At 40.1% G+C, this 15544-nt stretch carries 14 protein-coding genes and 1 other annotated feature; all 14 genes read left to right on the plus strand.

From position 1 onward, the window contains the following. Window positions 1-30: 30 nt before the first annotated feature. Window positions 31-1455, plus strand: coding sequence for an L-arabinose isomerase (gene araA, locus KJS58_RS09805; RefSeq protein WP_213532354.1), 1425 nt, complete (start codon window positions 31-33; stop codon window positions 1453-1455). Between the two features lie 326 nt (window positions 1456-1781). Continuing rightward, the gene (locus tag KJS58_RS09810; RefSeq protein ID WP_213532355.1) at window positions 1782-2417 is read left to right on the plus strand and encodes a glycoside hydrolase family 11 protein; all 636 of its coding nucleotides are present in this window, start codon (window positions 1782-1784) and stop codon (window positions 2415-2417) included. A 132-nt stretch (window positions 2418-2549) separates the two neighbouring features. Then, complete coding sequence (locus tag KJS58_RS09815) at window positions 2550-3386, plus strand: formylglycine-generating enzyme family protein (RefSeq protein WP_213532356.1); 837 nt, start codon at window positions 2550-2552, stop codon at window positions 3384-3386. Window positions 3387-3594: 208 nt separating this feature from the next. Further along, a complete protein-coding gene (locus tag KJS58_RS09820) occupies window positions 3595-3939 on the plus strand; it encodes a type II toxin-antitoxin system PemK/MazF family toxin (RefSeq protein WP_213532357.1) in 345 nt (114 codons plus the stop codon). Between the two features lie 160 nt (window positions 3940-4099). Further along, window positions 4100-4741 (plus strand): response regulator, encoded by a 642-nt coding sequence (locus KJS58_RS09825; RefSeq protein WP_213532358.1) that lies wholly within the window; start codon window positions 4100-4102, stop codon window positions 4739-4741. Between the two features lie 232 nt (window positions 4742-4973). Next, window positions 4974-6383, plus strand: coding sequence for a cytochrome ubiquinol oxidase subunit I (locus KJS58_RS09830; protein WP_213532359.1), 1410 nt, complete (start codon window positions 4974-4976; stop codon window positions 6381-6383). Beyond that, window positions 6370-7383, plus strand: coding sequence for a cytochrome d ubiquinol oxidase subunit II (gene cydB / locus KJS58_RS09835; RefSeq protein WP_213532360.1), 1014 nt, complete (start codon window positions 6370-6372; stop codon window positions 7381-7383). The genes KJS58_RS09830 and cydB overlap by 14 nt, the downstream gene beginning before the upstream one ends. Continuing rightward, on the plus strand, window positions 7383-9152 hold the full coding sequence (gene cydD / locus KJS58_RS09840) for a thiol reductant ABC exporter subunit CydD (protein WP_213532361.1): 1770 nt from the start codon (window positions 7383-7385) through the stop codon (window positions 9150-9152). Before cydB ends, cydD begins: the two co-directional genes overlap by 1 nt. Before the next feature lies 1 nt (window position 9153). Then, window positions 9154-10929 carry a thiol reductant ABC exporter subunit CydC gene (gene cydC / locus KJS58_RS09845; protein ID WP_213532362.1) on the plus strand — a complete coding sequence of 592 codons (1776 nt, stop codon included), beginning with the start codon at window positions 9154-9156 and terminating at the stop codon, window positions 10927-10929. Window positions 10930-11246: 317 nt separating this feature from the next. After that, the gene (locus KJS58_RS09850) at window positions 11247-13355 is read left to right on the plus strand and encodes a GDSL-type esterase/lipase family protein (RefSeq protein WP_213532363.1); all 2109 of its coding nucleotides are present in this window, start codon (window positions 11247-11249) and stop codon (window positions 13353-13355) included. Window positions 13356-13429: 74 nt separating this feature from the next. Then, entirely contained in the window at window positions 13430-13717 is a 288-nt protein-coding gene (locus tag KJS58_RS09855) for a hypothetical protein (RefSeq protein ID WP_213532364.1), read from the plus strand. A 141-nt stretch (window positions 13718-13858) separates the two neighbouring features. Beyond that, window positions 13859-14090 (plus strand) — a binding site (T-box leader). 299 nt (window positions 14091-14389) lie between these two features. Next, a complete protein-coding gene (locus KJS58_RS09860) occupies window positions 14390-14563 on the plus strand; it encodes a hypothetical protein (RefSeq protein WP_213532365.1) in 174 nt (57 codons plus the stop codon). A gap of 177 nt (window positions 14564-14740) precedes the next feature. After that, entirely contained in the window at window positions 14741-14956 is a 216-nt protein-coding gene (locus tag KJS58_RS09865; RefSeq protein ID WP_213532366.1) for a hypothetical protein, read from the plus strand. 35 nt (window positions 14957-14991) lie between these two features. Beyond that, entirely contained in the window at window positions 14992-15510 is a 519-nt protein-coding gene (locus tag KJS58_RS09870; RefSeq protein WP_213532367.1) for a hypothetical protein, read from the plus strand. Window positions 15511-15544 lie beyond the last annotated feature (34 nt).

Below are 15544 nucleotides of genomic sequence, written 5' to 3' on the forward strand. Positions count from 1 at the left end.
CACTATAAATAATTAGAAAAGAGGATTTATATGACAACAGTTAGCACAAAACAATTTTGGTTTGTTGTTGGTTCACAGCATCTATATGGAGAAGAAGCATTAGCTGAAGTAAAAGCTCATGCACAAGAAATGACGGATGCATTAAATAATAGCGGTGTTCTTCCTTACCCGCTGGTATTGCAAGATCTGGCCGTAAGTGCAGATAAGATTACAGACATTATGAAAGAAGTTAACTATCGTGATGAAGTTGCCGGTGTCATTACTTGGATGCATACCTTCTCACCAGCAAAAATGTGGATTCGCGGAACAAAACTGTTACAAAAACCTTTACTTCATCTAGCAACTCAATATAATGAAAGCATTCCTTGGGCAACCATCGATATGGATTTCATGAACCTCAACCAAGCTGCTCATGGAGACAGAGAGTACGGATTTATTAATGCTCGCTTGAACAAACAAAACAAAATTGTTGTAGGTTACTGGGAACGTCCTGAAGTGCAAAAACAAATTGCAGAATGGATGGACGTAGCGGTTGCTTACAATGAAAGCTTCCATATCAAAGTTGCTCGTTTTGGCGACAACATGCGTAATGTAGGGGTTACTGAAGGAGATAAGGTCGAAGCACAGATTCAATTTGGCTGGACGGTTGATTACTTTGGTATCGGTGATCTTGTTGAGGTGATCAATGAAGTTACAGAAGAAGAAATTAATGATCTGTTTGCTGAATATACAGAATTGTATGATTTTGAATACGGTACTTACAGTAAAGAAGATTGGGAAGCAAGTGTAAAAGTACAAATCAGCTATGAGATCGCGATCAAACGTTTCTTGGATCAAGGCGGCTACAATGCTTTCACAACAAACTTTGAAGATTTACATGGAATGAAACAGCTTCCTGGACTTGCAGTTCAACGATTGATGGCACAAGGATATGGTTTTGCTGGAGAGGGCGACTGGAAGACAGCAGCACTGGATCGTTTGCTCAAAGTCATGAGCCACAATAAGTCTACAGGCTTTATGGAAGATTACACTTATGAACTTACAGCTGGACAAGAGTCCATCCTTCAATCTCACATGCTTGAAGTAGATCCAACACTCGCTAGTAGCAAACCTAAAGTAGTCGTATCTCCACTCGGTATTGGCGATAAAGAAGATCCAGCTCGTTTGGTATTCGACGGAAAACAAGGAGACGGGGTTGTCGTATCTATGGCTGACTTCGGTACACACTACAAACTTTTGATTAACGAAGTTACTGCTTTTGAACCAACAACACCAGCTCCAAAACTTCCTGTAGCTCGCGTGCTCTGGAACGTGAAACCTAACTTCCAAGATGGGGTTAAAGCTTGGATCGAAAATGGCGGCGGTCACCATACCGTTGTATCTCTAAACTTAACTACAGATCAAATTGTAACTTACGCTAAACTCGTAAACCTGGATTATGTAGTCATTAAGTAATCATTTATTATTATCATAGAAATCTAGATAGGTAACAAAAAAAGTGTCATATATTTGCAGCCGTCCTATAAAAGGGCGGCTTTTTTCTGTGGGAGTCGATTTACATGTGAAAAGTGAAGTAAAACCTTTAATTTCATAATAGTTTTGTATGCGCTTTCAAATTATAATCTATCCGACAAGGAGGTGATTCAACCGATTCGAGAAATAGGTTCAGGAATTATGACACAGGCAGAATAGGTATGTTGCTATGGAAACAAAAAAACAACCAAGAAACTGCTGTATGTTGTAAAGCAAGAATGAAACAAAAATAGGTCAGGAGGTAGTTTATGTTTAAAATGAAAAAGAAAGTTGGAGCGGTAATCCTTGCAGTGTCCATGAGTTTAGGAATATTTGCAGCAACCTCGAGTGCAGCAACCGATTATTGGCAAAATTGGACAGATGGCGGCGGAACCGTGAATGCGGTCAATGGCTCTGGCGGGAATTACAGTGTCAACTGGAGTAATACTGGCAATTTTGTTGTCGGTAAAGGCTGGACCACGGGATCACCGACCCGTACTGTAAATTATAATGCGGGTGTCTTTGCTCCTTCAGGTAACGGATACTTAACCCTCTATGGATGGACTAGGAACTCATTGATTGAGTACTATGTCGTTGATAGCTGGGGCACATATAGACCGACGGGAACCTTTAAAGGGACCGTGACTAGCGATGGAGGTACTTACGATATTTACACGACAACAAGGTACAATGCACCTTCCATAGACGGAACACAAACATTTACACAGTACTGGAGTGTTCGTCAATCTAAAAGACCAACTGGAGTTAACTCAGCGATCACGTTTGGCAACCACGTTAACGCATGGAAGAACGTAGGGATGAATTTAGGAAGCAGTTGGTCATATCAGGTATTAGCAACAGAGGGTTACCAAAGCAGCGGCAGTTCGAATGTAACCGTATGGTAACACTTTAACCGAAAGAATAACATTACAGTTTATATAACGAAAAAAGAGGAAGTCTTTCGGCTTTGCAGGAGGAAAGTTATAGGTCCATGCGGCCTATAACTTTTTTCTATACGGAAAAAAGGAGATAAGCGAATGAAAAAGCGATCGATTTTCTTTTTATCATTATTATTCGTTCTAATTAGTGCTTGTTCGCAAGAAAAGTCAGCAAAAGAAGAACATTTTGTACTCGTCGAAGGCGGGTCATTTCTAAATAAAAACTCCAATTATTATGGCGAGAAAGTAACCGTCCCAAACTTCTATATGAGTAAATATGAAGTGACTCAAAAAGAGTGGGTGGAAGTAATGGAAAGCAATCCTTCTAATTTTAGAGGGGAACAATTACCAGTAGAAATGGTTAGCTGGTATGACGCGATAGAGTATTGTAACGCAAGAAGTGAAAAAGAGGGTTTGAAACCATTTTATAATATAGAAAAGAACAAAAAAGATCCAAACAATAAGAATGAAAATGATCCTATAAAATGGGACGTTACGATGAATGAGGGAGCTAACGGATACAGACTGCCGACAGAAGCAGAATGGGATTACGCGGCAGGCGGAGGACAAATGAGTAAGGGATACACATACAGCGGCAGTGATCAAGCAGATGAAGTATCATGGTACTGGAGAAACGCAGGAGATAAATATTTATCAGGTGATTGGAATTGGCCTGCGATCGAAAATAACGGAACAAAGACAAAAGAAGTAGGGCTTAAGGAGCCTAACGAGTTAGGAGTTTATGATATGTCAGGTAATGTAAGAGAATGGTGTTGGGACTGGTATGAGGACCAGGACAATAGCAACTCTTTCCGTGTCGTGAAAGGCGGCGGTTGGATCGGGGATATTAGCAGTAATGAGATATCTTTCCAAGGTAAATTTGATCCAAATGGATTTGGGGCTGATCAAGGATTTCGTGTTGTTCGGGGCGAGTAAGACGCTGCTACACGAAGTCTATGCAATTAAAATGAACCTGGAATATTAAGGTGAGAAAATCAAAGTGCTTCTTTTAACAGGAATTAAACAATATTGATCTGCTCGAAGTCAAAAGAGTATTGAAATGTCGGTATTAATTTACTGTACAAATGCTTCCCTCTTACGTAAATTAATGAGTAAGTAAAAGTCATCATAGAGAGGGATCAATATGTCAAAGATGAAACGGGGAGAAATTTGGTCAGGACTTTCGCACACACGTGATTACGTAGTAACTCAGTTAATTGTGACACGTGAGGAAACGGAAGATGAGGAAGGACCGGAGATCGTAACAGTTCAATTTTTGCGTGGAAAATCTAATCATATTCTCGAAGTAGAAGTGGATGGTCAAGCAATAGGTGCGGATCGTGCTGTCGTTATGTTAAATACAATGAATACGATACCCATATCTAATCTAAAGGAAAAGATCGGATGTTTGTCTCCTGAGGACCTGAAGAAAGTTTTATCAACCATCGTCAATGTTATGTTTGATTTCAGTCGTGAGCTTAAAAAATAGTATGTTGAAAAGTCGCTGTTGGCGGCTTTTTCTTCTTGACGAATAGGTTCATACTTAGCACAATGGTAAAAGGCTGCCGGAACACGGCAGCCTTTTAAGCGAGTTTGATGAAGTCACCTGGATTTTTAATAATATAGAAGAGAAAAAGAGGGACCCATTAATGGACACCACGAAAACCCAAGTTCTGGTGGTTGATGACCACGCACAGGCAAGGAACGCAATATGTGAGATGTTAGGATCAGTGGAGAGATTTGAAGTCATTGGTGTAGCCACCAGCGGTTTACAAGCTATCGAATTTGTGGAACGGAAGCTTCCAGATCTTATTCTTATGGATATTGAAATGCCCGAACTGAATGGGTTTGAAGCCACAAGACATATTAAAGCGCGTTATCCCTTTATTAAGATCGTTTTGGTTACGGTATCTGTTGATATGTTGAATCTGCTTGAAGCACTTAAATACGGGGCTCAAGGTTATCTGCTTAAGAACCTCAATCAATCCACTTCGCTCGAATATTTAGACTGCGTAATGAATGAAGCAGCACCTCTAAGTAGAGAACTAGCATACGAAATTTTGAAAGAAGTGCATATTACAGAAAGAAAGGAAACGATAACTCACCTTACCTCAAGAGAGCGGGATATTTTATATGAAGTGGCTAGAGGTTTAACGAATAAAGAGATTGCTTTAAGATATGAAATTTCGGAATATACGGTAAAAAATCATCTTAAGAATATACTGCAAAAGCTTCAAGTTCAAAATAGAGTCCAACTCACCCGGTATGCTGTGGAGCAAGGACTTATCTAAGGCAATGCTATGATTTTTGATTTATTTTAGTAAAGCGGCATGTTAATTTGGTCATGTTCTATAAAAAGATATGATGAAGGTCACTACCTGTCAAAGTAAGTAATTTATTTCACAAAGTTGTCATTTCATTGTCAGCTATTTGTCAATTCTTATCCCCCTATCGAGCCATGTGTGATTCTTCACTCCTAGGTATAATGTTGTAGTTATTCACACTAGAAGGGAGTAGTACATCATGGATGTGCTTGATTTAGCAAGGATTCAGTTTGCTACAACTACAATTCTGCACTTTGTATTTGTGCCGATATCCATTGGATTATCTTTGATGATAGCCATTATGGAAACCATGTACGTCGTGCGCAAAAAAGAAATGTACAAAAAAATGGCTAAATTCTGGGGACATTTTCTTCTGATCAACTTCGCACTCGGAGTGGTAACCGGTATTTTACAAGAATTTCAATTTGGAATGAACTGGTCGGAATTCTCACGATTTGTTGGCGATGTATTTGGTACACCGCTTGCGATTGAAGCTTTGCTTGCTTTTTTTCTGGAATCCACATTTATCGGACTCTGGGTATTTGGATGGAATAAACTTCCTAAGAAACTGCATTTGATGTGTATGTGGCTCGTAGCCATCGGTACAATGCTCTCTGGATTCTGGATCTTGACGGCGAATTCTTTCATGCAGCATCCCGTTGGATATGAAGTAATTGACGGAAGAGCACAAATGACAGATTTCTGGGCAGTAATTACGAACGGACAAGTATTGTGGGAGTTCCCTCATACTATTTTTGCTGCGTTTGCAACTAGTGGATTCTTGGTTGCAGGTATTAGTGCTTGGAAACTTCTTCGCAAAAAAGACGTGGAGTTTTTTAAATCTTCATTTACTACAGCAGTTATCATCGCTGGGATTTCCTCGATGTGTGTAGCGATGTTCGGTCATGGACAAGCTCAATATCTTGTTGAAACACAGCCTATGAAAATGGCAGCAAGTGAAGCACTTTGGGAAACGAGTGATGATCCTGCTCCTTGGACTGTATTCGCTCTGATCGATACAGAAAATCAAGAAAATAAATTTGAACTTAACATTCCTTATATGCTGAGCTTCTTGTCTTACAATAAATTTTCCGGCTCCGTACAAGGAATGAATGAACTGCAGGCACAATATGAAGAAACTTATGGACCAGGTGATTACATACCGCCTGTTCGAACAACATTCTGGAGTTTCAGAATTATGGTTGCCAGCGGAACTGCGATGATTCTGCTTTCATTTTACGGTATTTATCTTGCGATGCGCAAACGTCTCGATCAAGCACGTCCTTGGTACCTGAAATTAATGCTTTGGTCGATTGCACTGCCATTTATCGGTAACACTGCTGGATGGATTATGACAGAAATTGGTCGCCAACCTTGGACCGTTTTTGGTCTGTTAACAATTGAAGACTCTGTATCCACTTCTGTCACTAGTAATCAGGTTCTGTTCTCTGTCATTTCCTTTACGAGTCTGTACCTAATCTTACTAGGTGTTTTAGCATTCCTGTTCGTGCGTGAAGCTCGTAAGAGTCCTTATCAGGATGACAATGCAATACCGACGATAGAGGATCCATATACACATCAAGGGAGAGATCGTCATGTCACTGAATGATTTATGGTTTTTACTGATTTCTGTTCTTTTTGTAGGTTTTTTCTTTCTCGAAGGATTTGATTTTGGTGTGGGCATGTCTCTTGGTTTCTTGCCTCGAAATGATACGGAAAAAAGAATGCTGATTGGTACGATTGGCCCATTCTGGGATGCAAATGAAGTATGGTTAATTACCGCCGTCGGAGCCATGTTTGCTGCATTTCCACATTGGTACTCTACTCTGCTCAGCGGTTATTATTTATTTTTTACATTCATTCTTCTTGGACTTATTTTGCGCGGAGTAGCTTTTGAATTTCGTCACAAGATGTCAAGTAATGGATGGAAAAAAACATGGGATATTAGTATCATGATCGGAAGCTTAGCAACACCATTCCTAATGGGTATGATTCTTGCCGGCATTGTTCAAGGTGTACCCATTGGTAGTGATATGAATATTGCAATCGAAGGAAGAAATCTGGTAAATCTCTTTACCGTATGGGCTGGTCTTGCAGTGGTTATGTTATGTCTGCTTCACGGACTTGTCTTCATTTCCCTGCGTACAGAAGGGGAACTCAGAGAACGTTCACGTAAATATGCATTAATTACGCTGCCGATCACAGCAGTATTTCTTGCTGTGTTGGCACTTCTTGCTTCTAGCTCCACGGATCTGTATACAAAACGCGGCGGCTGGCTCATCGCAGCAATTATTCTAGGCGTTGTAATTTTTGTACTGGCTGCATTATTTTTACGAAAAAAACTAGAGAAACAAAGCTTTATCGCGACAAGCCTTCTTGTTGTACTCACTTTTGCTACTTTGTTTATTGGACTGTTTCCACGTGTAATGGTTAGCTCTTTAGACAGTGCCTTCGATCTTACCATCTACAACGCGGTATCTGGTCCGTATACTTTGAAATCGATGACGATAGTGGCCGCTATTTTCCTTCCATTCGTACTCGGTTATCAGTGCTGGAGCTATTATGTATTCCGTAAAAGAGTATCTGAGAAGGAGCTTGCGGAGCACTAATGGACAAATCATGGTTCACTTTACGAGGGATTAAAATTCATCTGATTGTTCTCGGACTGATCTCTCTGCTCCTTGGTGCAGCGATTATAGGTCAAGCTCTGTTTCTCGCCCAAGGAATCAGCATGTTATTTCAGAAACATCCACTAGATATGGCTTATAAGCCATTCATTCTATTTTTCATTTGTCTCTTTGCTAGATACACGATCGTCTGGATGCAGCGAAAAGTAGCTGGGCGGTTTGCAGAGGAAGCAACAGAAAGAATGAGGGAACAGCTGATTGAGGGCATATTTGGACAACATGAGGTATGGCACACTTCTGGCAGCAGTGCGGAGAAGATTACGCTGGTCATGGAAGGGGTAGATAAGGTTCGCACTTATCTGGAGCTCGCAATTCCTAGGTTCGTAGATATGATGGTTTTGACACTCGTACTCTGGGGATGGACCATGAAGCTTGATCTTATATCGGGTGGCATTCTAACGGTTACCTTACCTCTTCTTGTTACATTCTTTATCCTGCTTGGCCTTGCAGCAAAAACACAGGCTGAGCGACAATGGACATCTTACCGGATGTTGTCCCATCACTATACCGATGCACTTCGTGGTCTGAAGACCTTAAAGTATTTAGGACGAAGTAAAGATCACGGGAAAACGATTGGCTTAGTCAGTGACAATTATCGAAAAGCGACGATGAAAACATTGCGAGTTGCTTTTTTATCATCTTTTGCTCTTGATTTCTTTAGCATGTTATCTATTGCCATGGTTGCAGTAAGCTTAGGGATCAGACTTATTGACGGATCTATGGGTTTTACAGCAGCACTCACGGTTCTCTTACTGACTCCTGAGGTATTTTTACCTGTGAGAATGCTTGGTTCGGACTACCATGCTTCGCTTGATGGACGTGAAGCATGGCAAGCTATTAGAAATATGCTAAATACGCTAGATTCGAATAGAAAAGATAAGAAAGTGAAATCAGAGGTTGAAACTATTCATAGGGAGAGAGTTCAGCCGCTTGATTCAGATCCATTTCATTTGTCCTCCGGTTTTTCGATTTCATTGTCAGATATAGTTGTTACGGGGGAGAATGAGCATCCTGTATTAAATAGAATTTCGGCGAGTTTTTCAGCACAGACAGCTAAATTAGGCTTGATCGGCATGAGCGGTGCTGGAAAAACGACTTTGCTGCACTTACTGGCAGGATTAATCGAACCAGCAGAGGGAGCGTTTCAGGTAAATGGAATCAAAATTGAAGGAGATGTACGGCTTCTGTGGCAGCAGCAAGTCGCTCTTATTCCGCAGCATCCTCATATTTTTAGCCAATCGGTTCTGGATAATTTGCGATTTTATTGTCCAGATGCTACTACCGAGCAAGCGGAAGAAATAATTGATGTGGTAGGCCTTCGTTCGCTTATTGATGCACTGCCTTCAGGTATTCATGAACCAATTGGGGAAGGCGGCAGAAGTATTAGCGGGGGACAAGCACAGCGGATTGCTCTAGGACGGGCTTTGCTCAGCAAGCGACCTATTCTTATTTTGGATGAACCGACCTCTCACCTTGATATTGAGACCGAGTGGGAACTAAAGCAAACGATACTAAAACTGCTTGCAGGCAAACATCTGCTGCTTGCTACACATCGCCTTCATTGGATGAAAGAGATGGAAAATGTATGGCTTATGAACAACGGTGAGCTTACAGATTGCGGAACTTCTAATGCCTGGGTAACCAAGACAAAATGGAGCGCTGGATTGGAAGAAGGGGTAGTGAGCACATAAAATGCAGAACATCAAACAAAAGAAAAGGAAAGAGCATCCATCGTGGGTTACTCCTTATGATAAGGAATATGCGGGGTTGTTTTTGCTTATCATTATTCTGTCCTTTTTATCCGCAGGCTGTGCCGCTGCCATGATGTATACAGCAGGCGCACTTATATCAAAAGCTGCACTGCGTCCGGAAAATATACTTATGATCTATGTTCCCATTATACTTGTCCGAACCTTTGGATTTGGTAAAGGGGTTATCCAGTACGCAGAACGGTTGCTGAGCCATAGTACCATTTTAAAGGTGCTTGGGCGAATGCGTGTAAGAATGTATCAAACAATTGAACCCCATGTGCTGACGGTTCGGCGCAGTATTAGTACGGGTAGAGTGTTAGGGCTGTTAGCAGAGGATATCGAGCGGCTCCAAAATTTATATTTAAGAGCACTTCTACCTTTGTGTTCTTCCATTTTAATTTTTGGCGTTGGTATTGTTGCGCTTGGAATGTATGATGTGAAGTTCGCATTATTATTAGGATGTTTTGTAGGTTTTCTCGCATTTATCATTCCATGTATTGCACTTTTCCGTACAATGAAACGAAGACAGGAATGGAAAGATCGGCGCAGCCGTTCTTATCAGGAACTTACCGATGCCGTATTAGGATTGACTGATTGGGTTATGAGCGGGCAGTCCCGCTTATTTATTGAAAAGTTCAAGAGAACACAGCAAGTATCTGCGCGTATCAATCAATATTTAAGAAGATATGACTGGCGACTGAACTGGTTTGTTTATAGCCTGTCTGGTCTAGTTATCATTTGTATGACTTTATGGGCTGGTACTTTTGCTGAAGCAGAAAAGCTTGACGTTGTATGGATTGCTGCGTTTGGCTTAGTTGCCTTTCCGTTAATGGATACCCTGCTTCGTACGAGTAATGCCATTATGGAACTTCCGGAATATCGCAGGTCTATCGAGCGAATCAAGCAGATGGAACAAGATGCAAATATGGTTGCTCAGGAAATGAAATATCAAGTCACAGCAGATGAAGTAAACCCTTTTGATAACATGGCGTCTGTTATGCTTGAATTGCAGGAGGTTGGCTTCCGATATCCAGAGACCAGAGAATGGGCGGTTCGTAAGGTAAACTTACAGATACCTCAAGGAAAAAAGGTCGCGATTCTGGGTAGAAGCGGTTCAGGCAAGTCAACACTTCTTCAGCTGATCCAGGGTTCGATTTTATCATCTGAAGGCAGCGTACTCATAAATGGCGATGCTGCTAGGGCGAACCAGAATAGGTTATTCTCATTTTTGAACCAGTCTCCTTATCTATTTGATACTTCTGTTGCCAATAATATACGTTTGGCATGTCCAGACGCTGATGATAAGCAAATACACCAAGTGATTCAGATGGTAGGGCTTGATCGTCTTATCGATAGTCTTCCACAAGGAATTCATACATCAATGCAGGAGGCAGGAAGCCGTTTCTCAGGTGGAGAAAGGCAGCGTATTGCTCTGGCGCGTGTATTGCTCCAAGATCGTCCAATTGTGTTATTAGATGAACCTACCGTTGGACTAGATCCGATCACAGAGAAAAAATTGATTGATACCATACTTGACTTACTGAAGGATCGTACACTTATATGGGTTACTCATCACCTAACAGGACTGGAGCAAATGGATGAGATTATTTTTATGGAGGATGGTTTCGTAAAAATGAGAGGAAACCATCAAACACTGATGGCAAATGAACGATATCGTAATCTATACGCACTGGATCATTTTTCTTATTTATTGTGATAAAAGCTTTGTACGATTATTAGATGTGGCATGATGATCATATAGATCTGCAGATATGAGAGGGCGAATGATAGTTATCATTACGCTCTCTTTTTTATTGTGACACTAATCATAGAAATGGATGTTGAATGTTCTCTATTCCTCAGAAAGCAGACATGTTGATTCTACCCATCTAATATTATTGATAAAAGGTAATTATTCAAAAATATAGAATTAAATCAAAGTCGAAAATAGTATTCTAAGGTGGTGAATTACAGAAATTAGGGAGAGACAAAGTCAAGGTTAAGATTCGAGAATTCAGGAAGGAAGTGTATTGATTGAAAAAGTTTAAGATTTGGACACTGTCCACCATTTTACTTACCACTTTTTTTGTTCCGATCTCGAGTGTAGCGAACGCAAGTCCTGTAACGAGTTTAGTAGGGGGAGAGACTCCAATATCACTTGAAAATGAGTATAAGTTTAATTTTACTAATCAAGATATGCCTGGATACAAGGCCGTTGTGTATGATGAAGAACATGGTGTGCCTTTGTATGACTCTTCCGTGGGTTATGGCTTTATCGAGCAGACCAGTGCGATGCCAGCACGGGAAGTGCATACCGATTCGATTACATCCGATGGTAATGGTTTTTTCATCACAGAACCTAGTTTTTATGCTGAACCGAAGTATGAAAAGGACAATTACAATCATTACGGTATGGCTTTTCGTATTCAGGCTCCTCCCGGCGCGTATCGTGTATATGTAAAAACAACATCTGATGCGGCCGACACAACCGTATCGGTATCTGGTATGCAGACCAGCCGCTTGCTGAAAGGTGGTTATTGGGATGCAGCGAAGCTGGTGCCTATCAAATATACAGCTGAAGCAAAAGGGAAAGAGTGGACTTATACGTATGTTAACGGACGAGATTTTTTAGATATAGAAATCGAACCGAATAAATTGAATACTCCGGTAGGCATTGAAGAAATTGTATTGAAACCCATATCACCTCAAAAACGTGAACCTGGAGATCGTCCAACGATATTTCTACTCGGGGACTCCACTGTTAAATCATATACCTTCGAAGAAGCTCCGATGAGTGGATGGGGCCAAGTCATTGACTCTATGTTCCACTTAAATAAAGTTAATATCATAAACTACTCTATGGGTGGTCGTTCGTTTAAGAATGCGTATACAGAAGGACGTTTTAATGATATTTTACTAAGTGGAAAAACCGGAGATTATGTGTTTATCCAGTTCGGTCATAATGATGAAAGCACAGATGAGTTCAGACGTTATGGCAGAGGATCAACGGAAGCCATGTATCAATCGTATCTTGAAGAGGTTTACCTGCCCGCCATTCGTGCCCAGGGTATGATCCCTGTTCTCGTAACACCAATGTCCCGAATTAAAGGGGATGCGAGTCCTGGATATGTATACACGAACTCTTTCAAGACTCGGCAATTTCCCGATATTCTGAAACGAATTGCAGAAGATAAGGAGATCACACTGATTGACCTTAATTCTGCAAGTGTTGCTTATTACAACGAGATTGGTGTAGAAGCGACAACAGCGATGTTCATGTCGATTGAAGCAGGAGAAACACCGGGTAAAACGAGTGACGGAAGTTATGCAAACGGACATCCATCGAAAAAAAATGACGGAACTCACTTCAAAGAAGCGATGTCAAAACAATATGCAAGAATGATCGTTACAGAGCTTTTGAATAGGGAACAAGAAGGGGATGCGACTGCTGCTGTCCTTGTGTCTTATCTGCAAGGCAATGTAAGGCGCGCGGCTATATCAGGGGACTGGACTAAGATTTTTCCTGAGATAACGAATGACACAACGACAGGTAAAGGGGCATATTACCGCAATCAGATTGAAAAATTAATTCAACTCGGTGTGATGAGTAAAGACCGTCGTGGTAACTTTAATCCAGAATCGACGATAACAGTAGATGAATTTGTTGAAAGCCTTTCCAAACTGATGGGAATGAAGAAAAAGGAATTTTCAGAATACAAAGATGGAGATTTGTCACGAGAAATGATGGCCTCCATGTTAGGTGATGCATATCATAGGAAATTCCCGGTGAAGCCGAAATATATGACGGATTATAACGGAGCGAGCGTAATACCCGGAGATCCTAATTATGATCCAAATCTAGATCCAACGCTTAGAGGAGCCATGTACTATCCTTTAGTATCGTGGGAGCAGCTTGCAGATACTTCAGAAGTTAACCCCGAGTGGATTTCAAAAGTGAAGGATGCTTATGAACTTGGGCTTATTCGATCGGAAAAAGGAATTGCCAGAGGCAAGATGATGAACGGAAATGAATTAGAACCGAAAGCTGCTGTTACTCGAGAAAAGGCGGCGAAGGCACTTTATTTTATGTGGGTGCTTACGAATGAAGTGAATGTAGAAAATGATGTTGCTTCTCTAAAATAGTGGGGTCATGATTTTCTTTTACTCTGTGTAAAAATATATATAGTTGTAATAGGATGTATGTTACTGTTGAATATATGAAATTAGATTCACTTGGAGGTAAACAAGAAATGTGGAAGTATAGTTTTATATCAGGTATAGCATTGATTGCATTAAGCGGTATTTTATTCACTGCGGAAAGATTTATTGCTGTTTTTGAATATATTGGTGAAGCAGCTCCAGTAAAAATAAATGGTTCTGGGTCTTATCCAAATGAGCCTACTATGCCGGGTGTTTTTGATAATATATTCGTAGGCGGCTTTGTTTTACTAGGGTTAATTTTATTAATCGTGGGAATTAGTCAGGGATATAAGAAAGCAAACTAATATAAATGACGAATAATGAATTACGATTACTAAGTCTTCTTCATCGTAATTTTGAGTGCTCATATTCAAAGTTGACACTGTTATTTTTATGTGATTAAATGGTAAAAATTGGAAACCATACAAACAGTGATGAAACGGTTTATTATCACCAAAGTAAGAAAGATGAACAAATGCCTACAGAGAGCCGGTGGTTGGTGTGAACTGGTGCAGACATCTTTCCGAATTACACTTTCAGAGTTGGAAAAGTGAAAAATGAGCGAATGCTAAGTAACTTTTCCCGGCTTGATCGTGCCGTTAAGAAAATGAAGCGAAAGAAGTTACGTATACTTCTTTAATTAGGGTGGTACCGCGAGACAATCTTCTCGTCCCTTTATGGGATAGAAGATTGTCTTTTTGTTTTCTAATTATAAGGAGGAACAACAGCGAGAGGTTGAACGGCAACTTAGTATCATCAAATAGCGAGACAAAGCGAAGTGTGGTTCTAGGGGCGGTTAAGATAAATGGAATCAAGATTCTAGATCCTTATGAGCAGGTCGAAATTAACAATGGAGACATTATTCAGTGAGGAAAAAGAAAGTTTGCTAAAATTAGTCATAGCTGAACACATCAATCAAATCAAATGTAGTACCGGATTCTGAACGTTATGAAATCATTATATTATGGAGGATTATCATGTCAGACGAAGTGAATAAGGAAATACTTGAGGAACTGAAAAGAATAAACGAGAAACTAGATCATCTAAATAGCAGGAAAGGTCTGTCGACACCATTAGCAATTATGGCGATCGTATTTGGATTTTCATTTGTTGGACCGCTTATTTTGATGCTGATAGGCGTTATTTTCTAGAGTCATCGGTTTAAAAGATTTTTGCAGAACGATATAGGGACGGTATTCAATAGATATTGTATTTGGATTTGAATGTAAATATATGGTATATTCATCGTGTTAAATAGAGAACACCATATAACGAATCCTATCTTTTTTTAAGTGGAGAGTTCGGTGTATCTTAAGGAGATGGTTAAGATGATCATGATTATTTTGGGAGTCATAGTAATTTCCCTTACGTTGTATGATTTCAAAAAACCTGACTCGAAATTGATGCGAACCTTAAAGCGTGTCCCTGGCGGCGATAAGAATGTAGACATAAAACAAACCAGCTCCAGCTTTGCAATGGGTGTAAGTACGGGTGTAGTGTTTATCTTGATCGGTGTAATAGCAAAGATATTACCTCTCTTATGAGAGACACACTTTCCTTATTAGAGGAGCAGTATTAAATGAAACTTTTCTTATTATCAGTTTCCATAATTGTATTGCTTTGTACTGCATGCAACAACGAGACAATAAAGAATGAACCCAAACCTAAAGCAGCTATAATTCAATTTGAAAATGAAGAAGATAAAAAGTTCCAACAAACTCAAAATATGAGTCTATATGATGCTGATGTTACAGATAAACAACAAACCTTATTACTAGATCAAACCGGAAAGTTCACTAGTGGTGAATATAAGATTTCATTCTCTTATACGCAAGGGTATGATTTAAGACTTTACCTCGAAAATATAGAAGGTGTAGCTTATGATTGGACTTTAGTCGATAAAGATGGGCGTAAAATTAGATCTGGAAGGGTCTCTCCTGATGACTCCCAGCTTGAAATCATTCCAAATGCTGAGGATGCTTTTGTTCTTAGGAGTGGCATCTACTCAATATCTATGATTAGTATAGACGGTTCAAATAATAGCTACAAAGTATCTGTGAATTCCATTGATTGCTTTGAATGTGGTTCTGAGAGATGATATGATCATATGTTTTTGCAGGTGATTATTATAT

The sequence above is a fragment of the Paenibacillus sp. J45TS6 genome, from assembly GCF_018403285.1.
Taxonomy (GTDB): Bacteria; Bacillota; Bacilli; order Paenibacillales; family Paenibacillaceae; genus Paenibacillus.

Excerpts from the sequence above, each read along its gene's own strand:
- cydD (WP_213532361.1), top strand. The coding sequence starts at position 7,383 with ATGGACAAATCATGGTTCACTTTACGAGGGATTAAAATTCATCTGATT.
- KJS58_RS09810 (WP_213532355.1), top strand. The coding sequence starts at position 1,782 with ATGTTTAAAATGAAAAAGAAAGTTGGAGCGGTAATCCTTGCAGTGTCC.
- KJS58_RS09870 (WP_213532367.1), top strand. The coding sequence starts at position 14,992 with ATGAAACTTTTCTTATTATCAGTTTCCATAATTGTATTGCTTTGTACT.
- KJS58_RS09820 (WP_213532357.1), top strand. The coding sequence starts at position 3,595 with ATGTCAAAGATGAAACGGGGAGAAATTTGGTCAGGACTTTCGCACACA.
- araA (WP_213532354.1), top strand. The coding sequence starts at position 31 with ATGACAACAGTTAGCACAAAACAATTTTGGTTTGTTGTTGGTTCACAG.
- KJS58_RS09860 (WP_213532365.1), top strand. The coding sequence starts at position 14,390 with ATGTCAGACGAAGTGAATAAGGAAATACTTGAGGAACTGAAAAGAATA.
- cydB (WP_213532360.1), top strand. The coding sequence starts at position 6,370 with ATGTCACTGAATGATTTATGGTTTTTACTGATTTCTGTTCTTTTTGTA.
- KJS58_RS09815 (WP_213532356.1), top strand. The coding sequence starts at position 2,550 with ATGAAAAAGCGATCGATTTTCTTTTTATCATTATTATTCGTTCTAATT.
- KJS58_RS09855 (WP_213532364.1), top strand. The coding sequence starts at position 13,430 with ATGAAATTAGATTCACTTGGAGGTAAACAAGAAATGTGGAAGTATAGT.
- KJS58_RS09825 (WP_213532358.1), top strand. The coding sequence starts at position 4,100 with ATGGACACCACGAAAACCCAAGTTCTGGTGGTTGATGACCACGCACAG.
- KJS58_RS09830 (WP_213532359.1), top strand. The coding sequence starts at position 4,974 with ATGGATGTGCTTGATTTAGCAAGGATTCAGTTTGCTACAACTACAATT.
- KJS58_RS09865 (WP_213532366.1), top strand. The coding sequence starts at position 14,741 with ATGATCATGATTATTTTGGGAGTCATAGTAATTTCCCTTACGTTGTAT.
- cydC (WP_213532362.1), top strand. The coding sequence starts at position 9,154 with ATGCAGAACATCAAACAAAAGAAAAGGAAAGAGCATCCATCGTGGGTT.